The organism is Flavobacterium panici (assembly GCF_903819335.1).
Lineage (GTDB): Bacteria > Bacteroidota > Bacteroidia > Flavobacteriales > Flavobacteriaceae > Flavobacterium > Flavobacterium panici.
Map to the genome: position 1 here is coordinate 1 of NZ_CAIJDE010000045.1, position 15,626 is coordinate 15,626.

Here is a 15,626-nt window from a genome sequence, read left to right on the forward strand (position 1 = left end):
ACCTATAAAAGAAAAAACACCTGCAAAAAACTTATTGCAGGTGCTTAATTAAATATTTTTGTCTAATTAAATCTGTATCGATTATTTAGGACTAGTCAATATCTTCAGATGATTTATCTGCTCTTCATTGTCTGATAAATGGAGGTAAAAGCTGACTCGCAACTTCTCCAAAACCAATTCGAACTTCTGCATTTTCACAGAAACCTCTAATAATTACAGTATCATTATCTTCAATGAATTTACGTTCAGTTCCATCTTTTAAAGTAAGCGGATTTTTCCCGCCCCAAGTCAATTCTAACATAGAACCAAAACTATCAGGAGTTGGTCCCGAAATAGTTCCAGATCCCATCATATCACCAGAATTTACACGACATCCGTTTGAAGTATGATGCGCTAACTGCTGACTCATTGACCAGTATAAATATTTAAAGTTTGATTTTGAAACCACAGTTTCTTCAGCCTCTTCTGGCTTAATTGAAACCTCTAAATGAATATCAAAAGCTTTTTTTCCTTTTGTTTGCAAATACGGAAGCGGCGATGGATCTTGTTTAGGCCCTTTTGTTCTAAAAGGCTCCAAAGCATCCATAGTAACAATCCATGGAGAAATTGATGTTGCAAAGTTTTTTGCTAAGAATGGTCCTAGAGGCACATATTCCCATTTTTGGATATCGCGCGCACTCCAGTCATTCAATAAAACCATTCCGAAAATATAATCTTCTGCTTCATATGTTGGGATATTTTCTCCCATAATATTCACATCAGTAGTAATAAAAGCGGTTTCAAGTTCAAAATCTACTAAACGAGACGGGCCAAAAACTGGATAATCTCCGCCTGCAGGCATTGTTTGCCCCATTGGTCTGTGAACCGGAATTCCAGATGGAACAATTGTCGAACTTCTTCCGTGATATCCAACCGGAATATGCAACCAGTTTGGCAGAAGAGCATTCTCTGGATCGCGGAACATTTTACCTACGTTTGTAGCGTGTTCTTTGCTTGAATAAAAATCAGTATAATCACCAATTAATACAGGCAATTGCATCTCGACATCGTCGATATTAAAAATAACAATATCGCGGTCTTTTGTTGAATCTCTTAGCTGTGGATTGGTTTCGTCGAAAATATCAGCGATACGATTTCGCACCAAACGCCATGTTTTTTTTCCATCAGAAATAAAATCATTAAGCGTGTCCTGCATAAACATATCATCGGTTAAATCTATTCCTTCAAAATAGTTTAATTGTTGTAAAGCCCCTAAATCTATAGCGTAATCGCCAATTCTAGTTCCTACTGTAACGACATTTTCTTTGGTAAGAAATACACCGAAAGGGATATTTTGAATAGGGAAGTCGCTATTTTCAGGTACTTCTAACCATGATTTTCTTTTGGTATCGTTGGCGGTTATTGGCATGTTGAAATGTTAATTATTTGTTGAAAAATTACATGTCAAATATATCATAATCTAACAGTATCACAAACGTTTTTTTGTATTTTTGCAGGAAATTAACGAAAAACGAAGAAATGCAACGCGACGAACAAATTTTTGATCTTATTCTAGAAGAAAAAGATAGACAAATTCACGGATTAGAACTAATTGCTTCAGAAAATTTTGTAAGTGATCAGGTAATGGAAGCAGCCGGGTCTGTTTTAACTAACAAATATGCTGAGGGGTATCCTGGCAAAAGATACTACGGCGGTTGCGAAGTAGTTGACGTTATCGAGCAAATTGCTATTTACAGAGCTAAAGAATTATTTGGTGCTGAATACGCAAACGTACAGCCTCACTCAGGTTCTCAGGCAAATACAGCAGTTTATCACGCATGTTTAAATCCTGGTGATACTATTTTAGGTTTCGATTTATCTCACGGTGGTCACTTAACACACGGTTCTCCTGTAAACTTTTCAGGACGTTTATACCGTCCCGTTTTTTACGGAGTAGATGCTGAAACTGGTCGTTTAGATTATGATAAAATTCAGGAAATTGCAACTAAAGAACAACCAAAATTAATCATCGCAGGAGCTTCGGCTTATTCTCGTGATATGGATTTTGCTCGTTTCAGACAAATCGCTGACAGCGTAGGAGCAATTTTATTTGCTGATATTTCTCACCCAGCTGGTCTTATTGCAAAAGGATTATTAAATGACCCAATTCCACATTGTCATATCGTTTCTACAACGACTCACAAAACATTACGCGGACCTCGTGGAGGTTTGATCTTAATGGGAAAAGATTTCGAAAACCCACAAGGATTAAAAACTCCAAAAGGAGAAATCAGAATGATGTCTTCATTATTAGACTTAGCTGTTTTTCCTGGAAACCAAGGTGGACCTTTAATGCACATTATCGCTGCTAAAGCTGTTGCTTTTGGTGAAGCATTAAAAGATGAATTCTTCTCTTATGCAATGCAATTACAAAAAAATGCAAACGCAATGGCAGATGCTTTCGTAAAAAGAGGTTACAATATTATCTCTGGTGGAACTGATAATCACATGATGCTTATCGATTTAAGAAATAAAAACATTTCTGGAAAAGAAGCTGAAAACGCATTAGTAAAAGCAGAAATTACAGTAAATAAAAACATGGTTCCATTTGACGATAAATCACCATTTATTACGTCAGGAATTCGTGTTGGAACAGCTGCAATCACAACTCGTGGTTTAGTTGAAAAAGATATGGAAACTATCGTAGCTTTAATCGATAAAGTACTTACTGATCATACAAATGAAGACGTTATCGAAGAAGTTGCTGAACAAGTAAACGAATTAATGAGCGAAAGACCGATTTTTGCTTACTAAAAAATAGTTTCAAGTTTAAAGTTTCAAGTTTAAAGTTTTATGCTGTTCAAAAGACAGTTTAAGACTTTAAACTTTTTTCGTTCCTAAAAGAACCTGAAACCTGAAACATAAAACAAAAAAAACAAAGACAAATGGGCGTATTAAGATTACAACTGCCAACCGATCCAAGATGGGTAAATATTGTTGAGAAAAACATAGAAGAAATCTTAACAGATCACGCTTGGTGCGAGCAAAAAGCAGCAACAAACGCGATTACAATTATTACCAATAACTCGGAACATCAGGATTTGGTAAAAGATTTATTGGCTTTAGCCAAAGAAGAAATAGATCATTTTGAGCAGGTTCATAATATCATTATCAAAAGAGGATTAAAACTAGGGCGCGAACGTAAAGACGAATATGTAAACGAACTGTACCAATACATGAAAAAAAGCGGCGACGGAAGTCGTGTTTCTGGTCTTGTAGAAAGATTATTATTTTCTGCCATGATTGAAGCAAGAAGCTGCGAACGTTTCAAAGTCTTATCTGAAAATATTCAGGATGAAGAATTAGCTGTTTTCTACCGAGAATTAATGGAAAGCGAAGCCGGACATTACACCACATTCATCACCTACGCAAGAAAATACGGAACCGGAATTGACGTCGAAAAGCGATGGAGAGAATGGTTAGAGTTCGAGGAATCAATCATTAAAAACTACGGGAAAAACGAGACTATTCACGGATAGTTTTAGTTTTGTTTCAAGTTTCAAGTTTCAAGTTTCAAGTTTCTCGTTGGAGCGCGTTTCGACTTCGCTCAACGTGACAAACCTGAAACTTGAAACAAAATTAAACCAAATTAAAAAATCCGCGTCAAATCCGCGCTTTCGCGAAAGCGAATCCGTATCATCCGTGTGCCAAAATTAACGTTCAGTTTAAATCTAAAATCAACAATCTAAACTCTAAAATCTTTATCTTTGAAAGTAACCCAAAATTCAAAGCCATGAGAATAGAGACCGATCTGAAATTAGGATTTAAAGACGTAATGATTCGCCCAAAAAGATCAACACTCAAAAGCAGATCTGAAGTTTCATTAGAACGAAATTTTAAGTTTTTACACAGCACTTCAGACTGGATAGGAATTCCGATAATGGCCGCTAATATGGATACAGTCGGTACTTTTGAAATGGCTCAGGTTTTGGCCAAAGAAAAACTTTTTACAGCCATTCATAAACATTACACTTTAGAAGAATGGAATAGTTTTTTGAAAAATGTAATGCCGGATTTTTACAATTATATAGCCATAAGCACCGGAACCGGGAAAGAAGATTTTGATAAAATTGGAGAAGTCATTACAGCAAATCCGTTATTGAGATTTATTTGTATTGACGTTGCCAATGGTTATTCAGAACACTTTGTTCAGTTTTTAAAACAAACCCGAAAACAATATCCCGATAAAGTAATTATTGCTGGAAACGTTGTAACAGGTGAAATGGTCGAAGAATTACTTTTGGCTGGCGCCGATATCGTAAAAGTTGGAATTGGACCGGGTTCAGTCTGCACCACACGTGTCAAAACAGGCGTTGGTTATCCGCAGCTTTCTGCCATTATCGAATGTGCCGATGCAGCGCACGGTTTAGGCGGTCATATTATAAGTGATGGCGGTTGTTCAACTCCGGGAGATGTTGCAAAAGCTTTTGGTGCAGGTTCTGATTTTGTAATGTTGGGCGGAATGCTTGCCGGACATACCGAAAGCGGAGGAGAACTAATTGAAATAAACGGTGAAAAATTCAAACAATTCTACGGAATGAGCTCGGCAACTGCGATGGAAAAACATGTTGGAGGAGTTGCAGAATACAGAGCAAGCGAAGGAAAAACAGTAAAAGTTCCATTTAAAGGAAATGTTATCGCTACAGTTTTAGATATTCTGGGCGGATTACGAAGCACTTGTACTTATGTTGGCGCATCAAAATTAAAAGAACTTACTAAACGAACAACTTTCATCCGCGTAAGCGAACAAGAAAATCAGATTTTTACAAATTAAAATATTTTAGAATATAATATGATTACCATTTCAGAAGCAGGTTTAAGTGATATTAAAATAATTCAGGAAATTACGAATATCACATGGCCAATTACTTACGGCGAAATTTTGACTAAAGAACAGTTAGATTATATGTTAGATTTATTTTATTCTGAGGAATCTTTAGCAAAGCAAATCAAGAATAAAGAACAATTATTTTATCTAATTTCAGATTCAGAATCTACAATTGGATTTATCGGAATTGAACATAATTATAAAAATGAAGCTCTGACTAAAATCCATAAAATCTATCTTCTGCCGGAAACACAGGGGAAAGGTTACGGGAAAATAGTTTTTGAATCAATTGAAAAATTAGCTTTAGAAAACAATTCTACAGCTCTTTTATTAAACGTAAACCGTTTTAATACGGCATTAAATTTCTATAAAAAACTAGGTTTCGAAATCAAAGAAACAGTCGATATAGAAATTGGAAATGGGTATTTAATGGAGGATTATGTGATGGGGAAGGAAATATAAATTAAACACACAGTTTGTCATTTCGAGGAACGAGAAATCGCACTCGTAAATCGACAAAGATTGGAGATTATCTGTGCGGAATTTCTAGTGCGATTTCTCGTTCCTCGAAATGACAAACTGTGAGGGAACCAACTTTAAAATAAAAAAATGCCAGTCGAAAACTGGCATTTTTTTATTCAATTATTACGATCTTATTTCAAATCATACTCTTCATCAATCTGCTTAATAATAATTTCTCCAGATTTAATCAAATTATTATATCGCTCGTAAATCTGATTCCACGGAATAAGATTTTTTGCCAGCTTTTTACCTTTTGGCGTAGTTAAAACCCTAAAATTATCTGTTGTACTTTCAGGATCAATTAGATTTTCATCTAAATAAGTTTGTAGTTTTTTTTGATTTGAAAGCCATCCAGATTCAGATGAATTAACTTCAGAAAGTGTTTCCTGATAAAATTTAAGGATATTTAAAGAAAGAGCATATGAAATATTTGTTGAACTGATAAAAAATGGCACTAAAAATAACTCAAAACAACTTCTGAGAAAAAGCTATAATATAAAGAACGCGGATGACACGGATTTGCTTCGCAAAGACACGGATTTAAACGGATTTATTTTCTCAAATTATGATAAAAAAATCAGTTTCATCTGCGCTTTTGCGAAGCAAATCGGTGTCATCCGCGTTCTATTTATTAGAAACTACGTTACAATAACATCATGCTTAAACAATAACCCTTTCAGCTCCTTCAAAGCAAAAACAGCCTTTTTAAGTTTTGTTTTAGAAGGGTCAATCGTATAATTATAACTCGTTTTAAAATCGGTTTTGTTGGCGATGGCTTTGTCGAATTCGGAACGGTATAAATCACAGTTGTCAAATAAAACTCCGGTTAGATCGGCGGCCATAAAATCAACCGCAATTAAACTGCAATTGGTGAATGGAGTTCCTTTTATTTTTAAAGTATAAAACTTTGAAAAGTCCAGAATGCAGTCATTAAAACGAACTTCAAAAATCAGTTTATCGCACATGGCAAAATTTACCTCTTTAATTTCACATCCATTAAAAGTCACCGTTCTAAAAGCAACATAATTAATTTTTGCTTCGGTGAAAGTGCAGTCATTAAAAATGCAGTCGATAAAAGTAACCGCTAAAAAAGTGCAGGCAGAAAAATTACAATTATTAAAAACGCAGCATTCGAAATCTTTAAAATTAAGATCGTCTTTGGCATAAATAATCGTATTATATTCTTTATCAAGAAAATATTCGCTTTCTTTTTTCAAGTTTATTTTTAAATTTTTGAGGCTGAAAAGGTACTAATTTAAGCCAAAATATTAAGTAAAAGTTGTGAACAAAATTTAGAATTTGATGTAGCTTTACGCTTATTTTTTAAGTTAAAAAACATCAATTTTAATTATATGGAATCAACAAGAAAGGAGCATGATTTTTTAGGAGAATTAGAAATTCCAAATCATCTGTACTACGGAATCCAAACATTTAGAGCGGTAGAAAACTTCAATATTACCGGAATTCCCATTTCAAAAGAACCTTTGTTTATCAAAGCTTTAGGTTATGTGAAAAAAGCCGCAGCTCTTGCGAATAAAGACTGCAATGCCATTGATCCAAAAATTGCCGAAGCGATTTGTTACGGAAGCGATCAGGTTATTGCCGGAAAATTTAATGATGAATTTGTAAGTGATTTAATTCAGGGTGGCGCGGGAACTTCTGTAAACATGAATGCCAATGAAGTAATTGCAAATATTGGTCTTGAATATCTGGGACACAAAAAAGGCGAATACAACTTTCTGCACCCAAATAATCATGTAAACTGTTCACAATCTACAAACGATGCTTATCCATCGGCATTTAGAATTGCGTTATATTTAAAAATGGACAGCTTTATTAAAACACTTTCGGGCTTAGAAGTTGCTTTTGCCAAAAAAGGAGAGGAGTTTAAAGAAGTTTTAAAAAATGGGAAGAACACAATTGCAAGATGCAGTTCCCATGACTTTAGGACAAGAATTTAAAGCCTATGCCACAACAATTGGCGAAGATATTCAACGTTTAAAAAATGCTCAGGAATTATTGCTGGAAATCAATATGGGCGCAACCGCCATTGGAACAAAAGTAAACGCTCCGGAAGGTTATCCTGAAATTTGTGTGGCTTATTTAGCCAAAGAAGTTGGAATTCCGTTAACGCTTTCACCAGATTTAATCGAAGCAACAGTTGATACCGGAGCGTATGTCCAAATTATGGGAACTTTAAAACGTTCTGCCGTTAAGATTTCTAAAATCTGCAACGACTTACGATTGTTGAGTTCAGGACCAAGAACAGGTTTAAACGAAATCAATTTACCCGCACGTCAGCCAGGTTCATCAATTATGCCGGGGAAAGTAAACCCGGTAATTCCAGAAGTCGTAAACCAGACTTGTTTTTATGTAATTGGTCAGGATTTAACGGTTACAATGGCGGCAGAAGCAGGACAATTACAATTGAATGTAATGGAACCTGTAATTGCTTTTGCGATGTTTACCTCTTTAGATTATCTTTCAAATGCCATTCAAACTTTAATTGACAAATGTATTAAAGGAATCACAGCAAATGTGGATCACTGTTATAATATGGTCATGAACAGTATAGGAATTGTGACGCAGTTAAACCCAATTATTGGTTATGAAGAAAGCGCGAGTATTGCGGGCGAAGCTTTAAAAACAAACAAAAGCGTACATCAAATTGCCGTTTTAGAAAGAAAGCTGATTACACAGGAAAAGTGGGATGAAATCTATTCTTTACAAAATTTAATCCATCCAAAATTTATCACAAAGTAAAATTGCTATAAAAATTATAATAACAAGCCGTCAATTTATTGACGGCTTTTTTTAAAAGAACTTTAAATTTTTCCACTATTTATTGATTCATTTTCAGGCTTACTGCTATTAAATATAAAACCAAACAAATTACGTTTACCCCAAAAACTTTAAGATATTTATGTATTGGCGAAGTATTTTGTCTGAAGAAATTATAATTAATAATAGTTGCGGTGCTCCCCACAATAATGCCAATTCCTCCAACACTAAAAAAGGAAAGAAAAGACAGCGCACCAATTATATATTCATACCATTTTAATTGCGCAGCCATAACACATCTTTTTCCGTCTATGCTTAAAACTTGTGCAGAGATATCCGGAATGTTCATTTTAGGAAAAGCTTCTACAATTTCGTCATTCACCCTTTTTATTAAAAAAGGTTTTCCTCTTTCTTTACTTTGTTCAACAATAACTCCATTTTGTTTTAAGGTTGATTTTCCTGAGAAAATATTATTTTCAAACTCAAAAATATCAGTTGGGAAATGAGGAAGCTTAAATTCAAAAGTATTTTTCATTATGGTATCTATTTTATTCGTAAATGTTTTTAAATGAAAGATTTATTTCTCTTAAAACATTTTGCAAAATTAATTTCAACCGTCAAGTAGTTTTGATTGTAAAAGTTTAAAAAATTGCAGAATAAGATTTTATTGAAAGAATGTATTCTGAATGTTTTGTTCTGTAAAATATTGAAAATAAGAGTTATATTTACAAGAGGTTTGATTTTTTAAATAGAAATTAAAATTTTTGCCGAATGAAATTCTTAAGAAAAATAAGTTTTCAGCATAAAATTAAAATCGCAGTTCTGCTTTTTGTATTTCCATTATTTCTAATGGCGCAAACCGAAACAGGTTCTCAAAAAAAAGAAATATGTCCACCCAAAACTATTTTAGAAATCTTTAAAAAAACCGATTCTACTTTAGTCGTTAAACCCACAAAAAACAATTTTTTCCTCGTAATTCCCGCAATTGGTTCACAGCCCGCAACGGGATTCTTTTTTGGTGCCGTTGCTCAGTATACTTTTAAAGGAAAACAAGAATCAGATAAATATTCAGTTGCTAATTTGGGAATAACCTATACCTTAAAAAAGCAATGGCTGATTAACGTCAAAAACAATATTCTGCTAAAAAACAACCGAATCTTTTTAAGTGGCGATTACAGGCTTTACATATTTTCTCAGCCAAACTACGGACTCGGAACTGATATAATTCCACCACATCGCGATCAGGAACCCGGTTTTAGTATCGATTCTTTGGCACAGGAAATGGATTATAATTATTTCAAATTTCACCAAACGGCTTCTTTTGAAGTAAGAAAGAATTTTTACGTAGGCGCCGGAATCAATATCGATTGGTACACGAATATAAAAGACAAAGAATTAGATGTTGAAAACGGAAACCTAACCTATCATTACAATTATAATCTGGAACACGGTTTTGATAATTTAGAATATTTTCTAACCGGAGTAAGTTTTAATATGGTTTACGATTCGAGAGACAATCAGGTGAATTCTTCCAGGGGCTGGTTTGCGAATATTAATTATCGTTTTAATCCTGTATTTTTTGATAATCAAAAATATAGCAATGTTTTATATGCCGAATACCGAAATTTTATTCCGCTTTCGCAGAAAAATCCGCGTTACATTCTCGGAATCTGGGCTTACGGACAATTTGTTACAAGAGGCGATGTTCCGTATTTAAATCTGCCCGCAATTGGCTGGGATCAGCGCAGCAGAAGTGGAGAAGGTTACACACAAGGATTATTTAGAGGAAATGGTTTAGTCTATCTTTCAACAGAATTTCGGTTTCCCATAACCTGTAATCAAATGTTTAGCGGCGTAGCTTTTACCAATTTTGTAACCGCAAGTAATAAAGACAATGATGTATCACTTTTTCATGCAATCCAGCCAACGGTTGGTCTTGGCCTTAGAATATTAATAGACAAAAAAACACGTACCAATTTAATTGTCGATAATGCGTGGGGAAATAATTCGAAAGGATTTTACTTAAATGCTGGAGAAACTTTTTAATAGTTTTATTTGTTAAGTATTTGATTATGTGAAATTTATGCTTAAAAATGTAAGAAATTACAATAAAAAATATTAAATTTGGCTAACCATTTAACTTTCAAACACATAATTTATGAAACAGTACAGTTTATTATTAGTTGTATTCCTGTCGGCGATAGGGGTGCAGGCTCAGGATGCAAGGTCTTTTTCGCTTAATTTGTATGGCGGTTATAATTTTTCAGATGAGCTGGATTACGACGGTTATTCTGCAACAATTGAAGATGGATTTCAATATGGAGCAGGATTTGAGTATTTCTTTTCGACAAATAACTCAGTTGAGTTAAAGTATTTAAGAACAGACACTAAGTTGCCATTTTACGGTCCTGCCGGAAATCAATTAAATGCTGGTGATGACAAGGGAGCATTCAATTTTATTTTGGCAGATTTCACACATTATTTTGATACCGGATCTAATCTTCTGCCTTATTTGGGTGCCGGCGCCGGAGTTGGTATTGTTGAAACCCCTCAAAGCGGCAACGGAACTTATTTTGCTTGGGATGCTAAAGCTGGTGTAAAAATCAAAACCGCTTCGTCAGTTTCGGTTAATATTCATGCTTATCTCGAATCAATGTCTGCCGCGGTCGGAAACAGTTATTATTGGACTTATTATGGCCCTGTTGGAGTTGAAGATTATATTTCGACTTTTCAATTTGGACTTGGAGCAGTATTGAGTTTTAATTTTAAAAATTAGAAAGAATAATATTTAACACATAGAAACATAGATTTATGTATTAATTGAATAAAGATTAAAATAAATGACACATCATTTACACATAGCTATGTTTGTTAATGCAAGTGAAACGCCTTTGATCAATAACAAAATCTATGTTTCTATGTGTTTAATTAATTAAGTTCAACGTGTATAAATTTATAAGTAAGAATTAGCAGCTAGATAAAGCTGCTTTTTTTATGCTTTTTAAAGCCGTTGTTCATAATTAAATCATAATTTACAACTATTATGAATAATATTTTTGAAGCCAATCCTTATTTTTGTTGTATATACAAATTAATATGAAGTTACTAATAGTCGAAGACGAACCAAATCTTTTATCGATTTTAAGGAAAGGATTTGCCGAAAATAACAACGAAGTAAGTGTGGCTATGGATGGCAAAACTGCCCTCGAAATGATCCACAATTATAACTTTGATGTTGTCGTTTTAGACGTTATGTTACCGGATATTAACGGAATCGAGATTTGCCGCAGACTTCGTGCCAGTAAAAATTTTGTTCCTATTTTACTTTTAACCGCTCTGGGAACTTCAGAAAACATTGTAACCGGACTAAATTCCGGTGCCGATGATTATTTGGTAAAACCTTTTAAATTTGGAGAACTTGATGCAAGAGTAAATGCTTTAAACCGAAGAGCGCATCAGGAAACAGATAAAATTGACGTGATTACGATTGGCGATTTAGAAATAAACGGACGTGCAAAAACGGTTAAAAGAGAAGGAGAATCGATAATTTTAACCGCGAAAGAGTTTAAATTACTGTATTATCTGGGAAAAAATGCCGGAAGAATCGTTTCCCGCGATCAAATTTTAGACAACGTTTGGGATATTAATTTTGATATGAACACCAATGTTGTCGATGTGTATATTACGTATTTAAGAAAAAAAGTAGATAAACCTTTTAAAACCAAACTTATTCATACCATGAAAGGTTTAGGTTATGTTATAAAGCCATAGAATGGATATCAGAAAAAAAATTACTTTTACTTATGTAGCACTTTCTACCTTTAGTACATTGCTATTGAGTATAATAGTATTCGTTTTATTTAGAGAAAATAACCGTTACCATTTTTTGAAAAGGTTAGAAGACCGTGCCAAAATTGTAGCATCAATTCACTTTCAGCACGATCCTGAAAAAAGTAAATATTATAGTAATTTAAAGAAAAACGGACTGGAAGAACTTATTGAAGAAGAAGAATATGTTCTTAAAATCAACAGTGCCAATAGTTTTGATTACAACACAAATCTAAATCTTCCAAATAAGTTTTATTCTAATATTCTGTCAACAGGAAAAGACTATTTTGAAGTTAACAGCAAATATTATCTCGGACAGGTTTTTACCGAAAGTCATCAAAAATACATTGTAATTGTAGGCGCGCGCGACCGACGCGGAAAAACTACGTCTATATATATTATAAAAATATTACTTTTTGGAGGCATAGGTTTCATACTTCTCGCTTTCTTTTTAGGTCGTTTTCTGGCAAAAAGAGTCATAAATCCCGTCGCAAGAATCACCAAAGAAGTAAACCGAATTAGTGCTTCAAATCTTCATAACCGACTTCCAGAAGTAAAAAACTCGGATGAAATTTCAGATTTGACCGAAACTTTTAACGATATGTTAGACAGACTTGAAACTTCATTTGAAATTCAGGCCAACTTCATTAATAATGCTTCACACGAATTAAAAACGCCAATTACAACCATAATTGCCGAATCTGAAATTATGCTGCTAAAAGAGCGTGAAGTTTCAGAATATGTTGAATCATTGCAAAACATTTACAGTCAGGCTTCAAGATTAGGAAACCTGACCGAGAGTTTATTAAAGTTGACACAAACGGGTTACGACGGAAACAAACAAGTTTTAGATATTGCCAGAATTGATGAATTGTTGTTAGACGTAAAATCAGATTTAGATAAAATTTATCCTGATAATCGTGTCAGCATTAAAATGAATTTTGCCCCAAAAGATTCTAATCTGCTTTTAATTCCGTGTAATAAACCGCTTTTAGAATTAGCGATCAATAATATTATTACCAATGGCGTAAAGTATTCTGATAATAATGAAGTATTTGTAACGCTTTCTGCCAATCAGGATGCGATAAAAATTTCGATTAACGATATCGGAATCGGTATTCCGCCAGAAGATATTCCACATTTGTACGAACCTTTCTTTAGAGGGAAAATTGCAGCCAAATATATTGGCTACGGTTTAGGATTGCCTCTGGCTTCCAAAATCATTCGTATGCACGATGGCGAAATACAAGTGCAGTCAGAGCAAAACAAAGGAACAATCGTAACGATAATCTTCAAAAAGATAAATCCTAAAAAGACCAACATTAAAAAATCTAATGTTGAATCTTAGAAAATTCTAATTTTAGATTAAGACCCTTCTAATTTTCAGCCCCTTATTTTGTATGTATAAACTAAAAGATTATACATATGAAAAATTTCCTAATACCTACTACTTTAAAAGATGATACAATTTCTGCTGTAAAATCAGCTATTAGTCAGGCAAAAGAATCAGAATGTGAAATTGTTCTAATGATGGTTTCTGATACTCCAGATGCTTTTTCATCCTCTAATTTTTTACGTGAAATGAGAACCGGACTTACCAAAAGTCAGGAAGAAGTTCTCGAAACCTGCAGATATATGATTGATCATACTAAAAACTGCAAAATTAAAATTCACAATCAATACGGACTTTCGTCTCCAATTTTTAGAGGAATTATTGAACACTTTGCTGTAAAATTAGTCGTTTTAACGCATTCTTATAAACAGGAAACAAAACGTATTCATCAATATTTAGTACAATTAGCGGCCAATCAAAAATGCCCGATTCTGCATTTAGGAAACGATTTTAAAGAAGATTTTACAAAAGCGCTTTATATAGAAAACAGCGCTGCAAATGTTCATGTAAAAGATGTACAGCAGTTTTTAAATGAAAATTTCTCTTATGAAATTGTAAGTCAGACTTCAAGAGTTGATGATAATTACGACGCAGCAGCGCCTTATTTAACCGAAGCCATTTCAAAATACGAAATTGACCTTTTGGTGGAAACCCGTAAAGGCGAAAAAATCAAATTTAAAAAAGTAAAAAAACAAAACATTAATGAAAAACTGGGACTTCCGGTACTTTCATTATATGAAGAAACCGTATAAAACCCGATTCTTCTAAACAAATATTAATTTAATTAAAACCGAAAATATGTTATTAAAGAAAAGAATACCAATGAAGTACGTTCTCGGGAAAATTAAAGTAGAAATGGCTTTAGTGATTACTTATACTGTTTTATTCGAAATTTTTCATCACTATTTTGTAACACTTCCTGTAGATATTCCAATTGCGATTCCAACCATGATTGGAACCATTATTTCCTTATTATTAGCCTTTAAATCGAATCAGGCTTACGATCGCTGGTGGGAAGCACGAATTGTTTGGGGAGCAGTTGTAAACGATTCCAGAACCTTAATACGTCAGGTTTTGACATTTTATAAAGATCCCGATTTTTCTGTAGAAGCAAGCGAATTCAAAGAAAACTTTGCCAAAAGACAAATTGCATGGTGTTACAGCTTAGGTCAGGCGCTTCGAAATAAAGATGCCGTAAAACCCTTAAAAGGTTTAATGAGCGAAGATGAAATTAGATATATCAAGAACCATCAAAACGTTCCCAATGCTATTTTAATGCTTCATGCGCGTGATCTTAAAAATGCTAAAAATGAGAAAAAAATCAACATGTACCAACAAGTTGAAATCGATAATACATTATCGAGATTATGCGATGAAATGGGTAAATGCGAGAGAATCAAGAACACGATTTTTCCAACAACCTACAGTATGTACATTAGATTAACCTTGTGTTTATTTATTTTGTTACTGCCTTTTGGGCTGACAAGTGTATTGAGTTGGTTTGCGATTCCGTTGATTACTGCAATTGCAGCAGCTTTCTTTTTGATCGAAAGAATGGCGATTCATTTGCAGGATCCGTTTGAAAACAGACCAACCGATACGCCGGTTACCACAATTGCAAACACTATTGAAAAAAATATCAAGCAAATGCTGAACGAATATCAAAGCGAATTTGATATTCTGAAAGAATTCCACTTAGACGACGAACCTAAGAAAGTCGAAAAAGACGCTTATTTCGTGTTATAAGACTTTAATTTTGGTCTTCTTTAATTGTTGGCTGGACAGTGTATTGGTTAGCGCTGTCCAGCTTTTTTTATTGAAGTTGCTGAGAGGCTAAGTTGCTAAGGTTCTGAGTTTTTGTCATTGCGAGGAACGAAGCAATCTCACTAATAAATTGACAAAAATATAAACGCAAACATTTTAAACATAGCCAGCGGTTTCAACCGCTGGAACGCAATGTAATCACAATGTAATGTCATACTCCGCGTCCCGTGGTTGAAACCACGGGATATATTAATTGAAGATGCTATTCTAAGTTTTTTTATTTTTAAAAACACATAGTTTGTCATTTCGACTGAAAGGAGAAATCGCACTAGAAACTCCGTACAGATATTCGCCAATCTTTGTCGATTTACGAGTGCGATTTCTCGTTCCTCCTTTAGATTTGTTTTTTTAAATTTAAGTAGATTTATGATTGAGAAAGGAAGCAAAAGTAAACTATTCGTTCCTCTGAGT

14 protein-coding genes and 1 pseudogene are annotated in these 15,626 nt (G+C 34.0%); 11 read left to right on the forward strand and 4 right to left on the reverse strand.

Going from position 1 to position 15,626, the window contains the following annotated elements:
• Positions 1-124: 124 nt before the first annotated feature.
• Positions 125-1,408, reverse strand: coding sequence for a fumarylacetoacetase (gene fahA / locus FLAPXU55_RS13965; RefSeq protein WP_180858460.1), 1,284 nt, complete (start codon positions 1,406-1,408; stop codon positions 125-127).
• 110 nt (positions 1,409-1,518) lie between these two features.
• Here fahA and glyA point away from each other — a divergent pair, with 110 nt between their 5' ends.
• From glyA to FLAPXU55_RS13985, 4 genes are all read left to right on the forward strand, one after another.
• Positions 1,519-2,793: a serine hydroxymethyltransferase gene (gene glyA / locus FLAPXU55_RS13970; RefSeq protein WP_180858462.1), complete on the forward strand. Its 1,275-nt coding sequence runs from the start codon at positions 1,519-1,521 to the stop codon at positions 2,791-2,793.
• A 131-nt stretch (positions 2,794-2,924) separates the two neighbouring features.
• Positions 2,925-3,518: a tRNA-(ms[2]io[6]A)-hydroxylase gene (miaE, locus tag FLAPXU55_RS13975; protein ID WP_053472194.1), complete on the forward strand. Its 594-nt coding sequence runs from the start codon at positions 2,925-2,927 to the stop codon at positions 3,516-3,518.
• 254 nt (positions 3,519-3,772) lie between these two features.
• Positions 3,773-4,813, forward strand: coding sequence for a GMP reductase (locus FLAPXU55_RS13980; protein ID WP_180858464.1), 1,041 nt, complete (start codon positions 3,773-3,775; stop codon positions 4,811-4,813).
• A gap of 18 nt (positions 4,814-4,831) precedes the next feature.
• Complete coding sequence (locus FLAPXU55_RS13985) at positions 4,832-5,329, forward strand: GNAT family N-acetyltransferase (RefSeq protein ID WP_180858466.1); 498 nt, start codon at positions 4,832-4,834, stop codon at positions 5,327-5,329.
• A 191-nt stretch (positions 5,330-5,520) separates the two neighbouring features.
• On the opposite strand, the gene FLAPXU55_RS13990 is transcribed toward FLAPXU55_RS13985, so the two are convergent.
• Together FLAPXU55_RS13990 and FLAPXU55_RS13995 are read right to left on the reverse strand one after the other, a co-directional pair.
• Positions 5,521-5,844: a hypothetical protein gene (locus tag FLAPXU55_RS13990; RefSeq protein ID WP_180858468.1), complete on the reverse strand. Its 324-nt coding sequence runs from the start codon at positions 5,842-5,844 to the stop codon at positions 5,521-5,523.
• A 183-nt stretch (positions 5,845-6,027) separates the two neighbouring features.
• Positions 6,028-6,606, reverse strand: a complete 579-nt coding sequence (locus tag FLAPXU55_RS13995; protein ID WP_180858470.1) for a pentapeptide repeat-containing protein — start codon at positions 6,604-6,606, stop codon at positions 6,028-6,030.
• 135 nt (positions 6,607-6,741) lie between these two features.
• Between FLAPXU55_RS13995 and aspA the strand changes: the two are divergent.
• A pseudogene (gene aspA, locus FLAPXU55_RS14000) lies at positions 6,742-8,152 on the forward strand (aspartate ammonia-lyase).
• Between the two features lie 79 nt (positions 8,153-8,231).
• Here aspA and FLAPXU55_RS14005 read toward each other — a convergent pair.
• Positions 8,232-8,705, reverse strand: a complete 474-nt coding sequence (locus FLAPXU55_RS14005) for a hypothetical protein (protein ID WP_180858472.1) — start codon at positions 8,703-8,705, stop codon at positions 8,232-8,234.
• A 236-nt stretch (positions 8,706-8,941) separates the two neighbouring features.
• Here FLAPXU55_RS14005 and FLAPXU55_RS14010 point away from each other — a divergent pair, with 236 nt between their 5' ends.
• From FLAPXU55_RS14010 to FLAPXU55_RS14035, 6 genes are all read left to right on the forward strand, one after another.
• Positions 8,942-10,216, forward strand: coding sequence for a BamA/TamA family outer membrane protein (locus FLAPXU55_RS14010; RefSeq protein WP_180858474.1), 1,275 nt, complete (start codon positions 8,942-8,944; stop codon positions 10,214-10,216).
• 112 nt (positions 10,217-10,328) lie between these two features.
• The gene (locus tag FLAPXU55_RS14015) at positions 10,329-10,946 is read left to right on the forward strand and encodes an outer membrane beta-barrel protein (RefSeq protein ID WP_180858476.1); all 618 of its coding nucleotides are present in this window, start codon (positions 10,329-10,331) and stop codon (positions 10,944-10,946) included.
• 320 nt (positions 10,947-11,266) lie between these two features.
• Positions 11,267-11,941: a response regulator transcription factor gene (locus FLAPXU55_RS14020; protein ID WP_180858478.1), complete on the forward strand. Its 675-nt coding sequence runs from the start codon at positions 11,267-11,269 to the stop codon at positions 11,939-11,941.
• A gap of 1 nt (position 11,942) precedes the next feature.
• On the forward strand, positions 11,943-13,346 hold the full coding sequence (locus FLAPXU55_RS14025) for a sensor histidine kinase (protein WP_053472204.1): 1,404 nt from the start codon (positions 11,943-11,945) through the stop codon (positions 13,344-13,346).
• A 77-nt stretch (positions 13,347-13,423) separates the two neighbouring features.
• Positions 13,424-14,143, forward strand: coding sequence for an adenine nucleotide alpha hydrolase family protein (locus tag FLAPXU55_RS14030; RefSeq protein ID WP_180858480.1), 720 nt, complete (start codon positions 13,424-13,426; stop codon positions 14,141-14,143).
• 46 nt (positions 14,144-14,189) lie between these two features.
• Positions 14,190-15,137, forward strand: coding sequence for a bestrophin family protein (locus tag FLAPXU55_RS14035; protein ID WP_053472206.1), 948 nt, complete (start codon positions 14,190-14,192; stop codon positions 15,135-15,137).
• Positions 15,138-15,626: the final 489 nt, after the last annotated feature.